19 protein-coding genes are annotated in these 22,885 nt (G+C 55.9%); 16 read left to right on the top strand and 3 right to left on the bottom strand.

Features of this window, described 5'->3' with window-relative positions; all coding sequences use genetic code 11:
• The first annotated feature begins 1 nt into the window (after position 1).
• The 8 genes from xdhA to B2R48_RS15355 all read left to right on the top strand — a co-directional run bounded on the left by xdhA (position 2) and on the right by B2R48_RS15355 (position 10,478).
• Positions 2-1,495, top strand: coding sequence for a xanthine dehydrogenase small subunit (xdhA, locus tag B2R48_RS15390; protein WP_297002154.1), 1,494 nt, complete (start codon positions 2-4; stop codon positions 1,493-1,495).
• On the top strand, positions 1,488-3,884 hold the full coding sequence (gene xdhB, locus B2R48_RS15385) for a xanthine dehydrogenase molybdopterin binding subunit (protein ID WP_297002151.1): 2,397 nt from the start codon (positions 1,488-1,490) through the stop codon (positions 3,882-3,884). The genes xdhA and xdhB overlap by 8 nt, the downstream gene beginning before the upstream one ends.
• 3 nt (positions 3,885-3,887) lie before the next feature.
• Complete coding sequence (gene xdhC / locus B2R48_RS15380) at positions 3,888-4,922, top strand: xanthine dehydrogenase accessory protein XdhC (protein WP_297002148.1); 1,035 nt, start codon at positions 3,888-3,890, stop codon at positions 4,920-4,922.
• A gap of 110 nt (positions 4,923-5,032) precedes the next feature.
• Entirely contained in the window at positions 5,033-5,506 is a 474-nt protein-coding gene (locus B2R48_RS15375; protein ID WP_297002145.1) for a nucleoside deaminase, read from the top strand.
• Positions 5,507-5,620: 114 nt separating this feature from the next.
• Positions 5,621-7,201 (top strand): ABC transporter ATP-binding protein, encoded by a 1,581-nt coding sequence (locus B2R48_RS15370; RefSeq protein ID WP_297002177.1) that lies wholly within the window; start codon positions 5,621-5,623, stop codon positions 7,199-7,201.
• A complete protein-coding gene (locus B2R48_RS15365) occupies positions 7,188-8,267 on the top strand; it encodes an ABC transporter permease (protein ID WP_114129769.1) in 1,080 nt (359 codons plus the stop codon). Before B2R48_RS15370 ends, B2R48_RS15365 begins: the two co-directional genes overlap by 14 nt.
• A complete protein-coding gene (locus B2R48_RS15360) occupies positions 8,267-9,187 on the top strand; it encodes an ABC transporter permease (protein WP_062956797.1) in 921 nt (306 codons plus the stop codon). The genes B2R48_RS15365 and B2R48_RS15360 overlap by 1 nt, the downstream gene beginning before the upstream one ends.
• Before the next feature lie 223 nt (positions 9,188-9,410).
• A complete protein-coding gene (locus B2R48_RS15355) occupies positions 9,411-10,478 on the top strand; it encodes a BMP family ABC transporter substrate-binding protein (RefSeq protein ID WP_062957319.1) in 1,068 nt (355 codons plus the stop codon).
• Between the two features lie 128 nt (positions 10,479-10,606).
• Here B2R48_RS15355 and B2R48_RS15350 read toward each other — a convergent pair whose 3' ends face one another.
• A complete protein-coding gene (locus tag B2R48_RS15350) occupies positions 10,607-10,951 on the bottom strand; it encodes a hypothetical protein (RefSeq protein ID WP_297002137.1) in 345 nt (114 codons plus the stop codon).
• A 335-nt stretch (positions 10,952-11,286) separates the two neighbouring features.
• Between B2R48_RS15350 and B2R48_RS15345 the strand changes: the two genes are divergently transcribed.
• The 3 genes from B2R48_RS15345 (at position 11,287) to B2R48_RS15335 (ending at position 14,157) form a co-directional block, all read left to right on the top strand.
• Complete coding sequence (locus B2R48_RS15345) at positions 11,287-11,820, top strand: PAS domain-containing protein (protein ID WP_213473476.1); 534 nt, start codon at positions 11,287-11,289, stop codon at positions 11,818-11,820.
• A 51-nt stretch (positions 11,821-11,871) separates the two neighbouring features.
• Complete coding sequence (locus B2R48_RS15340) at positions 11,872-13,041, top strand: methyl-accepting chemotaxis protein (RefSeq protein WP_062956794.1); 1,170 nt, start codon at positions 11,872-11,874, stop codon at positions 13,039-13,041.
• A gap of 78 nt (positions 13,042-13,119) precedes the next feature.
• The gene (locus B2R48_RS15335; RefSeq protein ID WP_297002133.1) at positions 13,120-14,157 is read left to right on the top strand and encodes a histone deacetylase family protein; all 1,038 of its coding nucleotides are present in this window, start codon (positions 13,120-13,122) and stop codon (positions 14,155-14,157) included.
• Positions 14,158-14,213: 56 nt separating this feature from the next.
• On the opposite strand, the gene B2R48_RS15330 is transcribed toward B2R48_RS15335, so the two are convergent.
• Positions 14,214-15,125, bottom strand: a complete 912-nt coding sequence (locus B2R48_RS15330) for a LysR family transcriptional regulator (RefSeq protein WP_213473477.1) — start codon at positions 15,123-15,125, stop codon at positions 14,214-14,216.
• Positions 15,126-15,377: 252 nt separating this feature from the next.
• On the opposite strand from B2R48_RS15330, the gene B2R48_RS15325 reads away from it, so the two are divergent.
• Positions 15,378-16,601, top strand: a complete 1,224-nt coding sequence (locus B2R48_RS15325) for a urate hydroxylase PuuD (RefSeq protein WP_297002129.1) — start codon at positions 15,378-15,380, stop codon at positions 16,599-16,601.
• Positions 16,602-16,709: 108 nt separating this feature from the next.
• Here the strand turns inward: B2R48_RS15325 and B2R48_RS15320 are convergent, their stop codons facing one another.
• The gene (locus B2R48_RS15320) at positions 16,710-17,693 is read right to left on the bottom strand and encodes an MBL fold metallo-hydrolase (RefSeq protein WP_297002125.1); all 984 of its coding nucleotides are present in this window, start codon (positions 17,691-17,693) and stop codon (positions 16,710-16,712) included.
• Positions 17,694-17,792: 99 nt separating this feature from the next.
• Between B2R48_RS15320 and B2R48_RS15315 the strand changes: the two genes are divergently transcribed.
• The 4 genes from B2R48_RS15315 to B2R48_RS15300 form a co-directional block, all read left to right on the top strand.
• Positions 17,793-18,746, top strand: coding sequence for a LysR family transcriptional regulator (locus B2R48_RS15315; RefSeq protein ID WP_297002123.1), 954 nt, complete (start codon positions 17,793-17,795; stop codon positions 18,744-18,746).
• A 363-nt stretch (positions 18,747-19,109) separates the two neighbouring features.
• Positions 19,110-20,384 carry an urea ABC transporter substrate-binding protein gene (urtA, locus tag B2R48_RS15310; RefSeq protein WP_062956789.1) on the top strand — a complete coding sequence of 425 codons (1,275 nt, stop codon included), beginning with the start codon at positions 19,110-19,112 and terminating at the stop codon, positions 20,382-20,384.
• Positions 20,385-20,510: 126 nt separating this feature from the next.
• On the top strand, positions 20,511-22,214 hold the full coding sequence (urtB, locus tag B2R48_RS15305) for an urea ABC transporter permease subunit UrtB (protein ID WP_084272139.1): 1,704 nt from the start codon (positions 20,511-20,513) through the stop codon (positions 22,212-22,214).
• A gap of 3 nt (positions 22,215-22,217) precedes the next feature.
• On the top strand, positions 22,218-22,885 hold a 668-nt coding region (locus B2R48_RS15300), incomplete at its 3' end, for an ABC transporter permease subunit (protein ID WP_414716194.1).

Here is a 22,885-nt window from a genome sequence, read left to right as displayed (position 1 = left end):
CATGGCAAGTGCGACCACATCCTTCCGTTCTGATATCCGTTTCCTGCTGGGCGACGAGGAACGCAGCCTGCGCGACGTTGATCCGCAGATGACCGTGCTTGAATACTTGCGCCTGACTGAACGCAAATCAGGCACCAAGGAAGGCTGTGCCGAGGGAGATTGCGGCGCCTGTACGGTTGTGCTGGGCGAGCCGGATGGCAAGGGCGGAATGGCGTATCGCACGGTCAATGCCTGCATCCAGTTTGTCCCGACCCTTGATGGCAAGCAGCTTCTGACGGTCGAGCATCTCAAAACCACGGACGGCAGCCTGCATCCCGTACAGCAGGCGATGGTCGAGACCCACGGATCGCAATGCGGTTTCTGTACGCCGGGCTTTGTCATGAGCCTGTATCAGCTGTGGCTGGATGGCGGCGAGGATGACCGCGGTGCGATCAATGATGCGCTGGCGGGCAACCTGTGCCGTTGCACCGGCTATGGCCCGATCATCGAGGCCGCGCGCAAGGCCGGTGGTGTTGCTGCCAATGACAGTGCCGAACAGAAACGCCGAGCCGATATTGCCACCAAACTGACCGCCATGGTCGAGGGTGAAGGTACGCTTGCGCTTGAACATCCCGCCGGGCGTTATTTCGCACCGCGTACGTCTGATGAATTGGCCGCCCTTCTGGTTGCCCATCCCGATGCCACGGTTCTGGCCGGGGGCACGGATGTCGGGCTTTGGGTGACCAAGATGCTCAAGCGGTTGGACCCGATCATCTATATTGGCGATGTCGATGATCTGAAGTTGGTGACCGAGGCCGATGATGCATTGGTGATCGGGGCTGGTGTGACCTATAGCCGGGCGCATGATGCGTTGGGCCGGGTCGCATCCGATGTTGGTGAGCTTGTGCGACGGATCGGGTCGCGGCAAATCCGTAATGCCGGAACCGTCGGGGGCAATATTGCCAACGGATCGCCGATTGGCGATACGCCACCGGCCCTGATTGCGCTGGGGGCGAAGGTTGTGCTGCGCATGGGCGATGTGCGCCGCGAAGTGCCTTTGGAAGAATTCTTTATCACCTATGGCAAGCAGGACCGTCATCCGGGCGAGTTTGTTGAAAGCGTGATTGTGCCCAAACCGCAAAGCGGGTTGGTGTTCAAGGCTTATAAAATCTCCAAACGCTTTGATCAGGATATCACGGCTGTTCTGGGGGCCTTTGCCATCAAGATTGATGATGGCAAGGTTTCCGAATTCCGGGCGGCCTTTGGTGGCATGGCGGGCACCCCGATGCGGGCCAAGAAATGCGAAGCGGCCCTGATCGGCAAGGATTGGAATGAAGCCAACCTTAATGCGGCGCAATTGGCGCTGGCCAGCGAGTTTTCCCCGATGACCGACATGCGGGCATCCAAGGAATACCGCATGCTGGTGGCGCAGAACCTTTTGACCAAGCTGTTCATCGAAACCAGTGCGCCCGATATTGCCACCCGCCTTGTTGGCAAGGAGGCGGCCCATGTCTGATCAGGTTTTGAAAACCGATATGGACGAGGTTGTTGCACCGACTGCGGGACTGAGCGGTGGTGTTCGATCCAGCTCAAAACATGACAGCGGCCCGAAACATGTGGCGGGCGAGGCGGTCTATATTGATGATATCAATGAACCGTTTGGTACCCTGCATCTGGCGCCGGGTGCGGCGACCATCGCGCATGGCAAGATTACCAAACTCGACTTGTCCAAGGTCCGCTCGGCCCCCGGCGTGGTATGTGTTCTGACCGCCGATGATATTCCCGGCGTGAATGACGTTTCGCCAGCGCACACCCACGATGAGCCGGTTTTGCCCGATGGCATCGTGCAGTTTTATGGCCAGCCGGTCTTTTGCGTTGCGGCCGAAACCCGGGCGCAGGCCCGTGCGGCAGCCCAACTGGCCGAGATTGAATATGAAGAACTGCCTGCGGTTCTGGATGTTGCCGAGGCACTGGAAAAGCAGCTTTTCGTAGCACCTCCGCATGTGATGAAGCAAGGCGATGCCAAGGCGGCCCTGGCGCGCGCCAAGCATCGCCATGCCGGGCGGATGGATATTGGCGGGCAGGATCATTTTTATCTTGAAGGGCAGATCAGTTTTGCCATTCCGGGCGAGGATGGCGATGTGTTGCTGCATTGCTCCACGCAGCATCCATCGGAAGTGCAGCATAATATCGCCAATGTGCTGGGCCGTCCGGCCAATGCGGTCACGGTTGAAGTGCGCCGCATGGGTGGCGGGTTTGGCGGCAAGGAAACACAGGCCATGCAATGGGCGGCACTGGCCGCCATCGTTGCGACCAAAACCGGACGTCCGGCCAAGTTCCGTCTTGATCGCGATGACGACATGGTCATGACCGGCAAACGCCATGATTTCATTGTCGATTATGATGTCGGCTTTGATGATGACGGGCGGATTTGCGGGCTGGATATCCAGTACGCCGCCAATTGCGGTTTCTCGGCTGATCTGTCGGCGGCGATTGCTGATCGGGCGATGTTCCATACCGACAATGCCTATTACCTTGGCGATGTCGAAATCCGGTCGTACCGCTGCAAAACCAATCTTGTGTCCAACACGGCGTTTCGTGGTTTTGGCGGGCCGCAGGGCATGGTCGCGATTGAACGCATCATTGATGAGATCGCCATGACCGTCGGGCGTGATCCGATGGATGTTCGTATTGCCAACTATTACGACACCAAGGATCGCAACACGACGCCATACCATATGGTGGTCGAAGACAATGTCCTTTCGGAACTGACCGACGATATCCTGAAGGCCAGTGACTATCGCAAGCGCCGCGAAGAGATTACGGCGTTCAATGCTGAAAGCCCGGTTTTGAAAAAGGGCCTTTCCCTGACGCCCGTGAAATTCGGGATTTCCTTTACCACGACCTTCCTGAACCAGGCGGGCGCGCTGATCCATGTTTATCAGGATGGTTCGGTGCATCTGAACCATGGCGGAACGGAAATGGGGCAGGGCCTGTTTATCAAGGTTGCCCAGGTCGTGGCCGAGGAATTCCAGATCGATCTTGATCAGATCAAGATCACGCCCACCAATACCGGCAAGGTCCCCAACACATCGGCAACCGCGGCCTCAAGCGGGGCGGACATGAACGGCATGGCCGCGCGTGATGCGGCGATGACGATCAAGAACCGCCTGATTGCCTTTGCCGCCGAGAAATATAATGTAGCGGAAAGTACCGTGCGCTTTGTGCCGGGCAAGGTCATTGTCGGCGACAAGGATGAGCTGGCTTTTGCCGATCTGATCAAGCAGGCCTATCTGGCGCGTGTGTCGCTGTCGGCCACGGGCTATTACGCCACGCCGAAAATCCATTATGACCGCGAAAGCGCATCGGGCCGGCCGTTTTATTACTTTGCCTATGGCATGGCGTGTTCCGAAGTTTTGATTGATACCCTGACCGGGGAATACAAGGTGACGCGGGTTGATATCATTCATGATGTCGGCCGGTCGTTGAACCCGGCGATTGACCTTGGCCAGATTGAAGGCGGCTTCATTCAGGGGATGGGCTGGCTGACGTCCGAGGAACTCTGGTGGGATGACAAGGGCAGCCTGCGCACTCATGCGCCGTCGACCTATAAAATCCCGGCATGTTCGGATCGACCGGAAGATTTCCGCATGGAGCTGTGGTCGTCCGGGCGAAACGTTGAAAAAACCATTCACCGGTCGAAGGCAGTGGGTGAGCCGCCCTTGATGCTGGCAATTTCCGTGCATCGGGCAATTGCCGATGCCGTGGCCTCGGTCGCGGGCCACAAGGTTGTTCCGGCTCTTGATACCCCGGCAACGCCCGAGGCGGTTTTGCATGCCGTGGCCGATTGCGCCAAGCGGATGATCGAAAAGGTTCATTCAGCACAGTCGATGGCGGGGGAATAAGTCATGACCCTGTCGCGTCGCGATCATATCAGGCTTTTGTCCCAACCGGGCCCGGTGATGCTGGTCAGTGTCGCGGCCATTCGGGGATCGACCCCGCGTGAGGTTGGGGCCTTTATGCTGATTACGCCGGATGCGATTTCGGGCACGATTGGTGGTGGCAACCTTGAACATCAGGTCACACGCCGGGTGCGTGAAGGTTTTGACGCGGGTGCTGACAAGATGGCCGTTGCCGAGATCGCCCGGTTCCCGCTTGGTCCCGGTCTTGGGCAATGTTGTGGTGGATCGGTCGAGGTTGGTTTTCATCTGTTGGGTGGCGTTGCCAAAGAAACATTCCGCACGGTTTTGCAAGAAATCGAGACCGCACCGACCCGTGCCGATGGCACGTGGGTGACGGTTCCGACCGATTGCAGCGACATCACGCGGGTCAGTGGTACGCATGCCAAGATGTTATCCGGCAGTTTTGGCGCCGCGCGTGGCGGGGTTGTGTCGCTAAACGGGTTGGAAATGCTTTGTTTGCGCCTTGATGACGCGCACACACCGCTTTGGGTTTTTGGTGCAGGGCATGTTGGCAAGGCGGTTGTGCAGGCGTTGGCGCCGCTTCCGTTTGATATTCACCTGATCGATTCGCGTGAAGAGTTTCTGACGGGTGTTGAAGGTGCAAATGTTCAGGTTTGTCAAAGCGATAAGCCCGAGGCGGAGGTCGCGGACATTCCCGCCGGGGCGCATGTTTTGATCCTGACGCACAACCATGCGCTTGATTTCGAGATATGCCGGGCGGCTTTGGCGCGTGATGATCTTGGTTTTGTTGGCATGATTGGCAGCCAAACCAAGCGTGCACGCTTTATCCGACGGCTTGAAGACCGGGGGTTGGGCCCTGTCGAGATCGGCCGTTTGACTACTCCGATTGGAATTCAAGGCATTACCGGCAAACAGCCGGTGGTGATTGCGGCATCGGTTGCCGCACAATTGTTGTCAGTGCGCGAAGCGCAGATGGCGAATACGCAAATGCCAAAATCCGCATCAGACGGGGTCGGCTGAGTGAAACACCTTCATTGAAGGTGGCATTAATGATAAAGGGCCGCACAATGACGGCCTGATCAGGCGGTTCGGAAAACCGGACCGGAGGTTTCGTAGAGGAGAGTTTGGCTGTGTGTGATGCCAAGGGCCATATGCGCCATGCCGTGGATTTGTCGCGGCAAAAGATGGATGAGGGATGCGGTGGTCCGTTCGGGGCAATCATCGTTCGCAATGGCGAAGTGATTGCCGAAGGCTGGAACAACGTCACATCCAAAAACGACCCGACCGCCCATGCCGAGGTCAGCGCAATTCGCGCAGCCTGTGAGAAGCTGGGAACATTCGATCTGTCGGGTTGTGAAATCTATACCAGTTGCGAACCTTGCCCGATGTGCCTGTCGGCGATCTATTGGGCCCGTCTTGACAAGATCTATTACGCCAATGGCCGCGAGGATGCCGCTGCCATCGGTTTTGATGATCAGTTCCTGTATGATGAGGTGGCAAAGCCGATCGATGATCGTTCCTTGCCGATTGTTCATGTCGATTTGCCCGAGGCGCGCGAAGTGTTTGCCGCCTGGGATGCCAAGACCGACAAGATTGCTTATTGAGACCGTTTGATTGCAGTGCGTTATGCGGTAAAACCGCGTGTCGGGTGCAAGACATATCGCTAAATGGGGGTGGCAACAGTGACGTCAACGACCGGTGAAACCGGGACAGAAGCCATGAAGGGGGCAGGCCCTGCGCAGTTGGAAGTGCGCGGTGTGACCAAGGCCTTTCCGGGCTGTCTGGCCAATGACGATATCAGTTTCCGTATCGAGCCAGGTGAAATCCACGCGCTGCTGGGTGAAAACGGTGCGGGCAAAAGTACGCTTGTGAAAATCATCTACGGTGTTTTGCAGGCCGATCAAGGTGAGCTGATCTGGGAAGGCAAGCCGGTTACGATCGCAAGCCCGCACGATGCCCGCGAAATGGGGATCGGTCTGGTGTTCCAGCATTTCTCCTTGTTTGAAACCATGACGGTGCTTGAAAACATTGCGCTGGCGATGAATGACGTGCGCGATATGGAAGCGCTGCGCAAGCAGGTGCTTGAGGTCGAAAAGACCTATGGCCTGCCGCTCGATCCGGATCGCCATGTTTATACGCTGTCGGTTGGTGAACGTCAGCGCATCGAGATTGTGCGTTGTCTGCTGCAGAACCCGAAACTTCTGATCCTGGACGAGCCGACCTCGGTCCTGACCCCGCAGGAAGTCGAAAAGCTGTTCGAGACACTGCGTCGTCTGGCCGATGAAGGCTGCGCGATCCTGTATATCAGTCACAAGCTGCACGAAGTGAAGGCGCTGTGCCAGAAGGCGACAGTGCTGCGCGGTGGCAAGGTTGTTGCGGGTTGTGATCCGCGCGAGGAGACCGCGAAATCAATGGCTGAAATGATGATCGGCCAGAAACTGACTGCACCGGACCGCGGCGAAGCGCGCACGTTTGGTGATGTGCGGCTTGCTGTTACCGATCTGTCACTTGCCAGTGACGAACAGTTTGGCACCGACCTTAAGGGCATTAACCTTGAGGTGCGCGGTGGCGAGATCATGGGCGTTGCCGGGGTTGCCGGGAACGGGCAGAACGAACTGTTCCGCGCCCTTGCCGGTGAAACCGAACAGGAAGCCGCCCCGGACAGCATCAAGATTGATGGAACATCGGTTGCGCATTTCGGTCCGCGTCGCCGTCGTCGTCTGGGTGCGACGTTTGTGCCCGAAGAACGTAACGGCCATGGGGCGGTGCCCGATATGAGCCTGTCGGAAAACGGGTTCTTGACGGCCTTTCGCCGGATGGCGCTGGCGGCCAAGGGGCTGATCCGCGAAGTACCAACCAAATCCTTTGCCGACAACATCATCAAGACGTTTGATGTGCGGACCACGGGGTCAGGGGCAGAGGCCGGGTCGCTTTCGGGCGGCAACCTTCAGAAATTCATCGTCGGGCGCGAGATTTTGCAGGACCCGGGCGTTCTGGTGATTTCACAGCCGACCTGGGGTGTGGATGCCGGGGCGGCCAGTGCCATTCATCAGGCACTGTTGGATCTGGCAGCCAAGGGTACGGCGGTTTTGGTGATTTCGCAGGATCTCGACGAGATTTTTGCCATTTGTGACTCTGTTGTCGTGATGGCGGAGGGCAAAATGTCCAAACCGCGTCCGATGGCCGATGTCAGCATCGAGGAAATTGGTCTGTTGATGGGGGGGCTTCATGATCTTGAAGGCAACGCGACCCCGGCGAACGACACGCAAGTAGAGGGAGGTCGCGTTGGTCAGGCTTGAACCCCGTCGCCAGCATTCCCAGGCGATGGTTTATCTGTCGCCGGTTCTGGCAATCCTTATGACGCTTGTCGTCGGCGGGATCATCTTTGCCTTTATGGGCAAGAACCCGTTTGATGCGCTTTATACGTTTTTCATTCTGCCGATCAATAACAGCTATGGCATTTCCGAGCTGTTTGTGAAGGCGACCCCGCTTGTCATTATCGGGGTTGGTCTTGCCATGGGCTTTAGGGCCAATGTCTGGAACATCGGGGCCGAAGGCCAGCTGACCATGGGGGCGATCTTTGGCGGTGGACTGGCGCTGTATTTCCATGACAGCGAAAGCATCCTTCTGATGCCGGCCATGTTTGTGCTTGGTGCGCTGGGCGGTGCATTCTGGGGCGCGATCCCGGCACTGCTGCGCACGCGCTTTAACGCCAATGAAATCCTGACCAGCCTGATGCTGACCTATGTCGCAACGCTGTTTTTAAGCTTCCTTGTGCATGGACCGTGGCGGAACCCGGAAGGGTTCAATTTCCCGGAATCACGCCCGTTCCCGGATGCCGGTTTGCTTCCGATCATCTTTGAAGGATCGCGTGTGCACCTTGGCACCGCCGTTGCGGTTCTGGTGGTGATTGCCGGTTGGTTGTTGCTGTCAAAATCCGTGATCGGTTTCCAGCTGCGCGTTGTGGGCAAGGCCCCGCAGGCTGCCCGCCATGTCGGGTTCCGTCAGAAACGCATGGTCTGGTTTACCTTGCTTTTGGGCGGGGCGCTGGCAGGTCTGGCCGGTTTGTTCGAGGTGGCAGGACCCATCGGGCAGCTTCAGCCATCGATCTCGCCGGGCTATGGCTTTACCGCGATCATTGTTGCATTCCTTGGGCGTTTGCATCCCGTCGGGATCCTGTTTGGCGGTTTGATCATGGCGCTGACCTATTTGGGCGGGGAACTGGCGCAGATTACATTGGGCCTGCCCAATGCTGTGACCGGGCTGTTCCAGGGGATCTTGCTGTTTTTCCTGCTGGCCTGTGATGTTTTGACCAAATACCGCATTCGTTTCGGCTCTATCGCGGCAAAAGGGAGAACCGCATAATGGAATGGATTGTCCCATTTGTTCTGACGGTGATTACCGCATCCACGCCGCTTTTGCTGGCGGCAACCGGTGAGCTGATTACCGAGAAATCCGGTGTTCTCAACCTTGGTGTTGAAGGCATGATGCTGGTGGGGGCGATTGCCGGTTTTGCCGTAACCGCGTCAACCGGCTCGGCCACTGTCGGGATTTTGGCCGCCGTTCTGGCCGGCGCCATGATGTCGCTGATCTTTGCGTTTCTCACACTCACCCTGATGGCCAATCAGGTGGCGACGGGGCTTGCGCTTACGATCTTTGGGGTTGGTTTTTCCGCCCTTGTCGGGTCGGGGTTTGTCGGCTTTGCGATTGATCCGCTGCCCGCCCTTGCCATCCCGGGTATCAGCGCCATTCCGATTATTGGTCCGATCCTGTTCGGGCAGGATTTCCTGGTTTACCTTTCGATTGCTGTTGTAATCGGTGTCGGGTGGTTCCTGGCGAAATCGCGTGCCGGTCTTGTTCTTAAGGCAGTTGGCGATTCCCATCATTCGGCGCATGCGATTGGCTATTCCGTGATCAAGATCCGTTACCTTGCCACCATGTTTGGCGGCGCGATGGCGGGTCTTGGTGGTGCGTATTTGTCGCTTTCCTATACGCCGATGTGGGCGGAAAACATGACCGCCGGTCGTGGCTGGATCGCATTGGCGCTGGTGGTGTTTGCCACGTGGCGTCCAGGACGTCTGGTTGCCGGGGCCTATATGTTTGGCCTGATTTCGGTAATGCAGCTTCATGCACAGGGGGCTGGCATTCATGTGCCCAGCCAGTTCATGTCGATGCTGCCGTATCTGGCGACTGTGATCGTGCTGGTGATTATTTCAAGCGACCGTGCGAAAATCAGACTGAATGCGCCAGCCTGTATCGGGCAGGCGTTCAGAGCCGCCCAATAGCGTTTGGTGGCTTTGTGTGCGGGACCGGAACACGCCAAATGATGTTCCGGCCCGACGGGAGGAAGACTGCACTTGCCAAACCTCACACAAGCCGGGCCACGGCTTGTCCGGTTTGTCTGAGATTTGGTTTGTGCAGGAACGCGTCATTGATTGCGATCAGGAATAACGTATAAATCCTGATTGAGTGTCTAACAGGGAGACTGAAATTATGAATGCAAGCCTCGTGAAGCGCACACTTGCCGCCGTTGCGGCTGTTGGTGCCCTCGCAACCGGCATGGGTGCAGCCCAGGCCGAAGACGTTAAAGTCGGTTTTGTCTATGTCGGCCCGATTGGTGATCACGGTTGGTCCTATCGCCATGACATCGGCCGTCAGGCGATTGAAGCCGAACTCGGCGATGCTGCGACCACCAGCTATGTCGAAAGCGTGCCGGAAGGTGCCGACGCAGAGCGCGTGATCCGTCAGATGGCCCAGACCGGCCATGACCTGATCTTCACCACTTCGTTCGGTTACATGAACCCGACCGAAAAAGTTGCCAAGCAGTTCCCGGATGTCAAATTCGAACACGCAACCGGTTACAAGCGCGCAGACAACCTGTCGACCTATGCGGCCCGTTTCTATGAAGGCCGTTATGTTGCGGGTGTGATCGCCGGTAAAATGACCAAATCCAACGTTGTCGGTTATGTCGGTTCCTTCCCGATCCCGGAAGTTGTACGTGGCATCAACTCCTTCATGATGGGTGCATGGTCGGTTAACCCGGACGTTGAAGTCAAAGTCGTCTGGGCCAACACCTGGTACGATCCGGGCAAAGAAGGCGATGCGGCCAAGGCGCTGATTGACCAGGGTGCAGACATCATGGTTCAGCACACCGACAGTCCGGCACCGCTTCAGGTTGCTGAAAACCGTGGTGTTCTTGGTTTCGGTCAGGCATCTGACATGATCAAGTTCGCCCCGAAAGCACAGCTGACCGCGATCGTTGATAACTGGGACAGCTACTATGTTGCCCGCGCGAAGGCCGTTGCTGATGGTACCTGGGAGTCGCAGGACACCTGGGGTGGCATTGATTCGGGTATGGTCGAAATGGCACCGTACACCAACATGCCTGACGACGTGAAAGCACTGGCAGAAGAAACCGCTGCCAAGATTTCTTCGGGTGAATTCCACCCGTTCACCGGCCCGATCTATGATCAGGCTGGCGAGCTGCGCATTGCAGAAGGCGAAGTTGCTGATGACGGCATGCTGCTGGGCATGGACTGGTACGTTCAGGGCATTGACGCTGAACTGCCGAAATAAGTCAGCTTTCCGATCCGTTTGGATCGGCTGAATGACGAAGCCCCGTGCATTGAGTTGCACGGGGCTTTTTTCATTACGGCAACGGGCGATATGCCAACAGATAAGTACCGGGCTTTTGTGGGCGCGGATCATTTCGGCTTGGCGTCATCGACCTTTTCATAGGCAACCATTTCGGTGCGCGGGTGAAGCAGCGCATAAAGGGCGGCCCGCCAGCCCCGTAGCTTGACCTTGTGTTCGCGTGCTTTGCCAGCCCATTTGTCGCGAAAGCGTTCCATGTCGCCCCGGCGATTGAAATAGATCACCATATCGACAATCGGATCGGGTTGACCGGCGCGCGGGATTTCGATTTTGCGAATCCCCATCGTCCAGTTCTTGCTCATGACATTGGTGTCGAGCCAGTCCAGCACCGCTTGCGCAGAATGCTTTTCGTGAATGACGACACGATATGGAAAATTCCGGAGATCTTGCGTCATCGGTTCTTACCCTGACGGTTCGCGCTTTGGTTGATGATACATGAATTCGTTACAAAGGTGCTTAATTCATCTGTCAGCAACAGATGTAATATTTGCCCGAAAATCAGTCCCGTCCGTATCCGCATTTACCAACAAGCAAGGGTTGAATAGTGTTAGTGCGGACAATATTTTATCAAATAATAATTCCAGATATGTATGTTAGTCCTTGAGAAAGAAGCGTATGAAACGATAACATTTTTTCTTCGCAGACGCATTTTTACATGATAATTGACTAATAAATTTCGCCTGAATTTCAGAAATGCGGGCATGGTTAAAAAAAGAAACGAGGTCTTAGGGTGAGCGACAAGCCTTCAGGTATTCTTCCATCCGGACGGGAACGCCATTTCAAACCGGAAGAATTGATCGTAAGCAAAACCGATCTCAAAGGGCGGATCACCTATGCCAACGAGGTGTTTTTACGCCTTTCCGACTATTCGGAAAAAGAAGTCCTTGGTCAGCCACATTCACTCATCCGGCATCCGGATATGCCGCGCTGCATTTTCAAGCTGTTGTGGGACCGGATTTCGGCGGGGAAGGAAATCTTCGCCTATGTCGTGAATATGGCAAGCAATGGCGATCATTACTGGGTTTATGCCCACATCACGCCAAGTTTTGACGCTGCGCACAATGTGGTTGGATATCATTCCAATCGACGCGTGCCAGATCCGAAGGTCATCAGCGAAAAGATCATTCCTCTGTATGAGGAGCTTCGCAAGATTGAAGAAAGCACGCCCAATCGGAAGGACGGAATGAACGCCGCATCCGAAGTCCTGATGCAGAAACTGTCTGACACGGGCCTGTCGTACGACGAGTTTATTCAAAGTCTTTAAAGTATCATCGGGGTGTTCCCGCGCCCCCGAAATCGAAGGTTCGAGGTTCTAATGTCGCTGTTTGGTGGTTCAAAATCAGGTATCAAAAAGGCACTGGATGTGGTTCTGGCCGCAGCCGATGGTGATTACGAAGCCCGCATTACCAATGTCGATAGTCACTCGGACATGCGTGAACTGTTCATTGCGATCAACCGTCTGATCGACCGCAATGATGCGTTCCTGCGTGAAAGTGCGGCATCCATGGGGGCGGTTTCCGAGAACCGTTATTATCGTCGCATTGTCGAGACCGGGCTGGTTGGCGACTATCTGTCTTCGGCCAAGCGCATTAACGCTGCCAGTGCCTCGATCGAACAGAAGCTTTCGGGCTTTGCCGATGTTCTTGAAGAATTCAAAAGCGGTTCTTTTGCCGCAGTCGATGAAATTGCCAATGCGGCAACGGCCCTTGCCGAAGCATCGGGTGATGCCAATTCCATCGCCCATGAAACCAGTTCGCGTTCAACCAATGTCGCCGCCGCAGCGCGCCAGACTGCAGCCAATGTGAGCGAACTTTCAAGCGCCTCGGAAGAGCTGAATGAATCGATCCGCAATGTGTCCGATCAGGCCCGCGAGTCGGTCGAGATTGCGCACCGTGCCAATGGCCTTGCGCAGGAAACCGATGGTCGCATCGGACAGCTTGAAGCCGCAGCCGGCGAGATTGTCGAAGTTGTCAGCTTTATCCGTGACATTGCCGCCCAGACCAACCTTCTGGCATTGAATGCCACCATCGAGGCCGCTCGTGCCGGTGAGGCGGGCAAAGGCTTTGCGGTGGTTGCCAACGAGGTCAAGGGGCTGGCCAACCAGACCAGTAAGGCGACCGAAAGCATCGAGGAAAAGGTTCAGGATATCCAGACTGCGATTGAGCAGTCGGTTGGCTCGATCCGTGAAATTGCCGGGGTGATTGATGATCTGGCCGCACGTTCGGACACGATTTCGGGCAATGTCGAAACCCAGGCGAACCTTTCAAGCAACATCACGCGCAATGTTGAACAGGCATCAGGCGGCGCACAGGAAGTCACCGACAACATTACCGTGGTATCGGACATGGCCGGACGTACCGGAGAGGCTGCTGATACCACGCGCGATATGGCTGGCCGTCTTGCTGATCAGTCGGAAAACCTGCGCAATCAACTGGGTGGTTTCCTTAAAACGATTGAGAAGCTGCTTTATACCGCCAAGAAATAGCCGCTTTCTGCGTGCAACACGTTGTCTTGGGCGTCATGATAGCGCCCAAGACAGATTTTCAGTCAGGAGAGCGGTGCCATGCGGGTTTTCTTCAATTCGCGTCACGATGCCCATGACGGGGCGGGCGAAATGCATCACGGGCGCATGGTGCCGTGTTTTGAAAACGCCCGGCGTATTCCGATCATTCGTGATGCCGTAGCCCATGCGATCAAGGCACAGCTGTTTGATCCCAAGGATCACGGCATGGACCCGATCCGCGCGATCCATGATCCGGATTATCTCGATTTTCTTGAAACCGCGTGGGATGGCTGGACCAAGGCCGGGAATAGCGGCGATGCCTTTCCCTATGTCTGGCCCACTGCCGGTTTTTCCGGTGGCAAGCCCGAACATATCAGCGCCCGTCTGGGCCAATATGCCATTTCATCGGACACGCCGATCACACAGGGAACCTGGAAGGCCGCCTATTGGGGCGCGCAGACCGTGATCTCTGCCGCCGAGGCCGCCTGGAGCGATAATGAGTCCTCCTTTGCGTTGACGCGCCCACCGGGGCATCATGCCCACGCCAACCGATATGGTGGGTATTGCTTCTTGAACAATGCCGCCATCGCCGCCCAGCACATGATTGCCAAGGGCGCGAAAAAGGTCGCGATCCTTGATGTCGACTATCATCATGGCAATGGCGCGCAGGATATATTCTATGAGCGCGGTGATGTTCTGACGATTTCGATCCATGCCGACCCGACCCATCAGTTCCCGTTCTTCATGGGCTATGCCAATGAAACCGGGCGCAACGATGGACAGGGGGCGAACCTTAATGTGCCGCTTCCGGGCGGGAGTGATTTTGGCGCCTGGGGGGCTGGCTTTGCCAAGGCCATGCAGAAACTTCTGACCTGGCAGGCCGATGCACTGGTGGTGGCGCTTGGTGTGGATGCCCACGAAGCCGAACCGATTTGCGACTTCAAGCTCCAGACCGATGATTTCAACCGCATCGGTCAGATGATCGGGCGGTTGGGTCTTAAAACCGTGTTCACGATGGAAGGCGGTTATGCCCATGACGTGATCGGGCACAATGTCGCCGCGGTTCTGAGCGGGTACCTGGAGCTTGCCAAAAGCTAAGTCAGTTATAGCGAACGACAAAAAACGCCCCGACATCTGTTCGGGGCGTTTTTTGTTTAGCGTTCCCAGGGCGGCGTGCCGCCAAATTCTGCCACCAGAAAATCGACAAAGGCGCGGACACGGGTCGGCAAATACCGGTTTTCCGGGTAGAGCGTATAGACCGCATGTGAGGGGGGCTGGTAATCGGGCAGGACGCGTACAAGGCGTCCGTCGCGCAGATATTCGTCGACTTCCCAGTTCGATTTCAGCGAAATGCCATGCCCATCAAGGCACCAGCGGGTCAGGACTTCGCTGTTATCTGAATCCATGGAACCGGCGACGGCCAGGGTGACCGGTGGTTCATCATTCGGCCCCTGCAGGGTCCATTGATATTGCTGTGATCCCGGGAAGCGCAGCAGAAGGCAATTGTGGTTCAAAAGGTCTGCGGGCGCCTTGGGTGTGCCGTTCTTTTCAAGATAATCCGGGCTTGCGACCAGCATGCGCTTGTTGGTGGCCAGTTTGCGGACAATCAGCGAGCTTTCCTTGAGCTCTGCAATGCGGATGGCAAGATCGACCTTGTCTTGCAACAGATCCAGCAACCGATCAGACAGATGCAGGCGGATTTGCACATCCGGGTTCTGTTCAACAAATTTCGGAATGATCGGGGCGACGTATTTGTTGCCAAACGCCACCGGGCAGGTCAGCGTAACAGGACCCCGCGTGGTGTTTTTCTGGTTGGCGATGGCGTTTTCGGCTTCCTGCATTTCTGTGAGAATGCGCAGGCAGTGCCGGTAATAAACATCGCCTTCCGTCGTCAGATTGACCCGGCGTGTTGTGCGATTGAGCAAACGCACACCCAGACGTTCTTCAAGGCGGGCGATCCGGTTGGATACCACTGCCGCCGAATGGCGCAATTCACGCCCGGCAGCAGAAAGGTTGCCAAGTTCGGCAACACGGACAAAAATCTGGATGTCCTCAAAGTCGGACATGGCGCGGGAAGCTCCTGATGTCTGAGGTCTTTTTAAAACATTATATGGGCAGATTAGCGGCCACACTCTGCCATTTTAAAGATTATTTTGAAAGTCATTTCGATTATGCTCAACCCCTAAATAATAGAGGCGGTCGGGGGACTGTGTTACAGATCGACTGAATTAAGCCCGGGCAAAATGCTGCCATCAGAGCCATTCACGCGTCCCGGGGCATCATTTAAGGCAGGGCTGCCAGCGCGCTGGAAACCGCGCATGGGCGAGACGGAGGTTTCAAAGACCGTGGATATTCTGTTTCAGGACTGGATCAATCTGATCCTGCGCTGGGCGCATTTGATTACGGGTATCGCCTGGATCGGGTCTTCATTCTATTTCGTGTGGCTGGATTTGTCCCTGCGCAAGCGTCCGGGCATGGATGAGGGCGTCTATGGTGAAGCCTGGATGGTCCATGGTGGTGGTTTTTATCATGTGAACAAATGGATGGTCGCCCCCAGTTCCATGCCGCCCGAGCTGCACTGGTTCAAATACGAGGCCTATTTCACCTGGATTACCGGCTTTGCGCTTTTGGTCACCATGTATTACTGGAGTGCCGAAAGCTATCTGATCGACCCCAGCGTGCTGGCGCTGACCAAGATGGATGCGATCCTGATTGGGCTTGGCAGCCTGTTTGCCGGGTGGGTGATCTATGACATCATCTGCAAAAGTGCGATTGGCAAACGCACCGATACGCTGGCGGTTGCGCTTTTCATCCTGATCATGGCCGCAAGCTATCTGTTTACCAATGTGTTCAGTGGGCGCGGTGCGTTTATCCATGTGGGTGCGATGATTGGCACGATCATGGCCGCCAACGTGTTTCGCATCATCATTCCAAACCAGAAAAAGGTCGTGGCCAGTCTGATGGCCGGGGAAAAGCCCGATCCGAAACTGGGTCTTCAGGCCAAGCAGCGTTCGACGCATAACAACTACCTGACGCTTCCGGTATTGCTGATGATGATCAGCAACCACTATTCGATGCTGTTTTCACATGATCAGTCGTGGCTGATTGTCGGGTTGATCCTGATTATTGGCGGTCTGGTGCGGCATTTCTTCAATACGCGCAATGCCGGTGGCACCGGCAAGGCGGTTGTCTGGCAACTTCCGGCCGCAGGTGTCGGTATGGCGGTGCTGGCGATGTTTGCAAGCTATGACCCCGATGCGGTCAAACTGGCCGATGAAGACATCATTACCGCTGATCATGCACTGGCGATTGTCCAGACGCGATGCACGACTTGCCATTCGGCCAATCCAAGTGATGAGGGTTTTGACGAAGCCCCGGCAGGCGTAATGTTTGATGATTTGGCCCAGATCGAAGCCAGCGCACAGCGCATACTGGCGCAGGCCGTCATCGGGCGGGCCATGCCGCTTGGCAATTTAACGGAAATGACGGACGAAGAGCGCGCCCAGCTTGGTCAGTGGATCCGCGCGGGCATGCCGGAATAGGCAAGTTGCGCAGGGAACAACTGAAAGGGCGGTCGCATTATGCGACCGCCCTTTTGCGTTGACGGGTCGTCCGTAAACCGGTGGGGATGGGGGATCACATTCCCGGTCTTAGACGTCAGCGCGATAGTTCATTGGCACCCAGTCATACATGGTGGCGTCTTCCCGCACGTGACCAAGGCCCGGGAAGGCGACATGGCAGCCGGCAACAAGGTATTTTTCCTGTACTGCTTCGGCAAATGCGGCTTCACGCGACTTGATCGCCAGTTCGGTATCGCCATCAAACACAATGGCGACGTTCGGGTCGTCAAACTGGACAACATCGCCATGGGTGATGTCACCCCAATAGACAAACTTCTCGCCGTTGCTTTCGATCCAAAGTGCACTGTGACCGGGCGTGTGGCCGGGGCGGAAGGTCGAGTTGATCTTGCCTGCGATGGCCGCTTCGTCCGGCGCATAGGTTTGAAGGGTGTTGCTGTCTTCGTATGGCTTGATTGATGCCACTGCCTGATCAAAGAAGCCTTTGGCGTCTTCGGGAGCATTTGCCTTGTTTTCGGCACTCAGCCAGAAGGCCTTGTCTGCTTCGGGGACATGCACCGTGGCGTTGGGGAAGACCTTTGCGCCAGCCAGTGTCAGGCCGCCGGTGTGATCGGGGTGAATATGCGTGATCACCACATCATCAATCTGATCGGGATGATAACCCGAGGCAACGATGTTGGCGGGAAGTTTACCCAGTGCCGGCCCCATCAGATCGCTGGTGCCAGCATCAAGCAGCACAAGACGATCACCAAAATTCAGCAAATAGGCATTCACCGAAAGATAGGTTGGGGTTCCCTGAAAGGCATTGGCAAGGGCCAGGCGCGCCTGTTCCGGGGTGGTGTTGACATAAAGGTCAGCGATGGGGAATTGCGCAGCACCGTCCGAAAGGGCGGTGACTTCGACATCACCGACCATCACCCGGTAATAGCCAGGGGCCTGCGTTCCGGCCAGAGGTGCTTTGGCCTTGGCGGCAAGCGGAACAAATACCGTGCTGCCAACGGCACCCACGGCGCCTGCGGCAAGCGTGCTTTTGAGCAAATCGCGACGTGATAACATTTTCTTTTCCCTCAAATCATGCCGGTGTGAACCGGCGGGTTGTCAGCTGATGGGGAAAGGCTATAGTGCACGAAGTCAGTAATCAAATCGATACCAGTCATGGATAATATTGATCATTTCAATTTACGGTCTTTTGACCTAAACCTGATGATTGCGTTTGACGCAATGATGCAGGAGATGAGCGTGACCAAGGCCGCAGAGAAACTGCGGATCGGGCAGTCTGCGATGAGTCACAATCTTAATACGTTGCGCATGCTGATGGCAGATGACCTGTTTGTTCGCGTCGGGCAAAAGATGCAGCCAACTGCCAAGGCGCGGGCGTTGGCCGGGCCGGTGCGTACGGCACTTTCGCAGGCACAAAACGCCATTCAGGCCACGGATTGTTTCGATCCGAAAACCGCCGAGCGTGTTTTCCGGCTGGGTGTCACCGGGGAGATGGACATGATCCTGTTGCCGGTACTTTTGCGGCATCTTCAGCATGAGGCGCCGGGGCTCAAGATTCTGAGCCGAACGATTACGGCGGAAACGGTTGATCACATGATCAATGGTGGCGAAATCGATGTTGCGATTGGCTGCAAGAGCCAGTTGAAATCAGGCAATTTCGGCGAGGTGCTTTTCAATTCGGAAGTCGCGTGTTGCTTTAATCCCGATATTCTTGATCTGACCGTCCCGTTGTCGCGCGAAGCGTATCTGGCGTCGCGTCATGCCGTTTTGTCGCAAACGGAAAATGTCGCGGGATGTGTCGGGGTGGCACTTCAGGGTATGGGGATCGAGCTTGATGTTGTACTGGCAGCGCCGGACTTCATGCCGCTTCTGGCGGCGGCGCGCAACAGTGCGGTGATTGCAACAGTACCCAATCGAATTGCAACACAATATGCATCGCTGTTCGGGTTGTCCTATGGGCCGATGCCGATTGAGGTCGCGTTCCCGCCGGTCACAATGAATTGGGCTGTCTGGACAGACAAGGATGTTGGTTTGATCTGGTTGCGCGATCAAATTCGGACCGTGATCGGGTCAATTTCACCAACATCAGGTTTGATCGCAGCGGAATGATCCGGTCCGAACGGGTGTTCTGAAGTGGTGCGCCCCGCCGGTTTCCCGACGGGGCAGGAAGCCGCCAGCACAGGGCAGATTGTGGTGCAATAAGCTCAGCAAAGGCGAAACTTCCGCCCCTGAGATAAGCTGTGAATACGGCGACGTCAATGTGATCAAAAAATAATCAAAATGTGATCATTGATTGAAAAATAGTCATACAAAACGCGGTATGCGCAAATATTTTCCCAAAACAAGCTGTAGAATGATCGCTTATTGCGTGGAAATCCCTCGATTCGTGATTTTATTCGATTTGGCCTCTGAGTCTGGCACGGTTTTAGCAAGTGAGGTGGCGGTGCAATAAAAACTCAGTGGAGGCTATAAATGAATAAGAAGCTTCAGGCGCTTATCGGCGCCGGGGCCATGGCAGTGTCTGCGATGGCAATGTCAGCCGCACAGGCAGCAGAAACCATCAAGGTTGGCGTGCTGCACTCTCTTTCCGGGACGATGGCGATTTCCGAAACCACGCTGAAGGACACTGTCCTGATGCTGGTTGACGATCTGAACAAGAACGGTGGCCTGCTTGGCAAGGAAGTTGAAGCAGTGGTCGTTGACCCGGCTTCTGACTGGCCGCTGTTTGCCGAAAAAGCCCGTGAGCTGATCGAGCAGGAACAGGTTGATGTTGTGTTCGGTTGCTGGACGTCGGTTTCGCGTAAATCGGTTCTGCCGGTCTTCGAAGAACTCAACAGCATGCTGTTCTATCCGGTCCAGTACGAAGGCGAAGAAAGCTCGCGCAACGTGTTCTATACCGGTGCAGCTCCGAACCAGCAGGCCATTCCGGCTGTTGACTACCTGATGAGCGAAGATGGCGGCTCTGCCGAGCGTATCGTTCTTCTGGGTACCGACTATGTGTATCCGCGTACCACCAACAAGATCCTGCGTTCTTATCTGAACGGCAAGGGTATCTCCGATGAAGACATCATGGAGAACTACACCCCGTTCGGTCATTCCGACTGGCAGTCGATTGTTGCTGACGTGAAAGCATTCGCATCTGCTGGCAAGAAAACCGCAGTGGTTTCGACCATTAACGGTGACGCCAACGTTCCGTTCTACAAGGAACTGGCAAACCAGGGCATCAAAGCCGAAGACATTCCGGTTGTTGCCTTCTCGGTTGGTGAAGAAGAGCTGGCCGGTATCGATACCGCGCCGCTGGTTGGTCACCTTGCTGCCTGGAACTATTTCCAGTCGGTCGAGTCTGATGCCAATGCTGCCTTCATCGAAAAATGGCACGCCTTTATCGGTGATGAGTCGCGCGTAACCAACGACCCGATGGAAGCAACCTATATCGGCTTCAACATGTGGAAACAGGCTGTTGAGCAGGCTGGCACCACCGATGTCGATGCGGTTCGTCAGGCAATGTATGGCCAGGAAGTTGCCAACCTGACCGGTGGCACTGCTGTCATGAACACTAACCACCACCTGTCCAAGCCGGTTCTGATCGGCGAGGTTCAGGATAATGGCCAATTCGACATCGTTTGGGAAACCGAAGGCACCGTCGTTGGCGATGCATGGTCGGACTTCCTGCCGGAAAGCGCAAAGCTGACCGCCGACTGGACCTATCCGTGGGTCTGCGGCAACTGTGAAAAACCGATGTACTAATTGGTTTTGGATGGGCCGGTTGCAGCTGTGCGACCGGCCTGTTCACTTTGGGGCGGCCTTTCTGCGGGGCCATGCCCGACAATTCTTTATTTCCTTTTCCGTTTTGTATTCAAAGGTTTGGTGATCATGCGCAATGACATGTTTTCGATGCTGCGCCGTTCTCCGCACTGCCTTCAACAGGCCCGGAAATCCGGCAGTCGACTTGGTGCCGTTCTGGCCTGTCTTTTGATCTTTTTCATGGCTGTTCCCGATATGGCGATGGCCTATAGCGATGAAGAGCTTCGCAACGTAGCCGAAAGGCTTGATGCCAAAAGTTCGACCCAGAAAATCGAAGTGATCGAGGAAATGGCAGCAGACGGGGACCCCCGTGTTGCGCCGATCCTGCGTGCGATGCTCGAAGGCGACCTTTATGTCCGCGAAAGTGACGAACATGTCGTGATCACCCGCAAACAGGGCAAGGTTTATACCCATATCGACATTGTCAGCGGTGAAGAGATCGGCGAAAGCGGATCAAAGGAAATTTCCAAGATCAAGGTCAATAACCGTCTGCGCGGTGTGCTGCGTGATGCCTTGGCGACGCTGAACCTGTTTAGCCCGGATCTGACGACGCGGACCAATGCGGTGGAACAGATCATGGATGCCCGTGATCCGGCGATGCTGCCGTTGCTTTTGCGCGCGATTGATCGCGAAGAAGATGAAACGCTTCTGGCCCGTATGGAACTGGCGCGTGCGACCATGGCGCTGGCGGCAGGTGAAACCACCGAAGAACGCCTGGCTGCGATCGAGGTTCTTTCAAGCGAAACCACCCCGCAAATCCGTGCGGTGCTTTATCAGTTCGTTGCCAGTGCCGAGGCAGGCGGCTTTGAGCCCGAAGTCATTGCCGCGGCCAATGATGCGCTTGAATCCGTCGAAGGCCGCCTGTCGACCTGGCAGACGGTGGGTGATGTTTATCGCGGAATCAGTCTGGGTTCGGTCCTGCTGCTCGCCGCTGTTGGTCTTGCCATTACCTTTGGGGTGATGGGGGTCATCAACATGGCCCATGGCGAGATGATCATGATTGGCGCCTATACCACCTTTATGGTGCAGCAGGCGCTGGGATCATTTTTGCCATCCGGGTCGGCCTGGTCGCTGGCGATTTCAGTACCTGCGGCGTTTCTTGTCGCCGGTGCGGTCGGGGTTGTGATCGAACGGTCCGTGATCCGTTTCCTGTATGGTCGCCCGCTTGAAACTCTGCTTGCGACATGGGGTGTCAGCCTTGTCTTGCAGCAGGCAATCCGGACCATCTTCGGGGCGACCAACCAACAGGTTACCGCACCTGATTTCATGAGTGGGGCGATTGAATTTTCGACCGGTCTGGTGCTGACCTATAACCGGCTTTGGATCATTTTGTTTAGCATCATCGTTGTTGCGGGCATTGCCGCTGTGCTGCGCTATACCGCGTTTGGTTTGCAGATGCGCGCTGTCACGCAAAACCGGCGCATGGCCGGGTCGGTCGGCATTCGCACCGGCTATGTCGATGCGCTGACCTTTGGTCTGGGCTCTGGGATTGCAGGCATCGCCGGTGTGGCACTCAGCCAGATTTCAAACGTCAGCCCGAACCTTGGTCAGACCTATATTATCGACAGTTTCATGGTCGTCGTGTTCGGCGGGGTCGGGAACCTTTGGGGTACGGTTCTGGGGGCGTTCAGCCTTGGGATTGTGAACAAGTTCCTTGAGCCGGTCGCAGGTGCGGTTCTGGCCAAGATCTTTGTCCTGATTGCGCTGATCCTGTTTATCCAGAAACGACCCAAGGGACTGTTTGCCCTTAAAGGTCGCGCGGTGGAGGCCTGATCCATGACCGATTACCGCCAAAAATATCAAATGACGCCGGTCATCGGCTGGTTGCTGAACGACCGTGGTGGAATGATCCTTTTGGGCATTCTGATCGCGGCTGCCATTCTGGTGCCGGCAAGCAACCTGTTGTTGCCGGAAAGCTCCGCCTTTCATGTGCCGACCTGGATGGTCAGTCTACTGGGCAAGTATCTTTGCTATGCTTTGCTTGCCTTGAGCGTCGATCTGATCTGGGGGTTCTGCGGGATTTTGTCACTTGGCCACGGGGCGTTCTTTGCGCTCGGTGGTTATGCCATGGGCATGTATCTGATGCGCCAGATCGGCGATCGCGGCGTTTATGGCGATCCGATCCTGCCGGACTTCATGGTCTTCCTGAACTGGCAGGAACTGCCATGGTACTGGTATGGCTTTGACATGTTCTGGTTTGCCATCGTCATGGCGATGTTTGTTCCGGGGCTTCTGGCCTTTGTCTTTGGCTTCCTTGCCTTCCGCTCACGCGTGACGGGGGTGTATCTTTCGATCATCACGCAGGCCATGACCTATGCGTTGCTACTGGCCTTCTTCCGCAACGATATGGGCTTTGGCGGCAATAACGGTCTGACCGATTTCAAGGATCTGCTGGGTTATTCATTGCAATCAGATGGCACGCGGGCTGGATTGTTTGTCGCATC

This window comes from Thalassospira sp. UBA848, from assembly GCF_002295455.1.
Taxonomy (GTDB): domain Bacteria; phylum Pseudomonadota; class Alphaproteobacteria; order Rhodospirillales; family Thalassospiraceae; genus Thalassospira.
The sequence above is the reverse complement of the archived record's forward strand: the minus strand, read 5'-3'. Positions and strand labels throughout refer to the sequence as shown.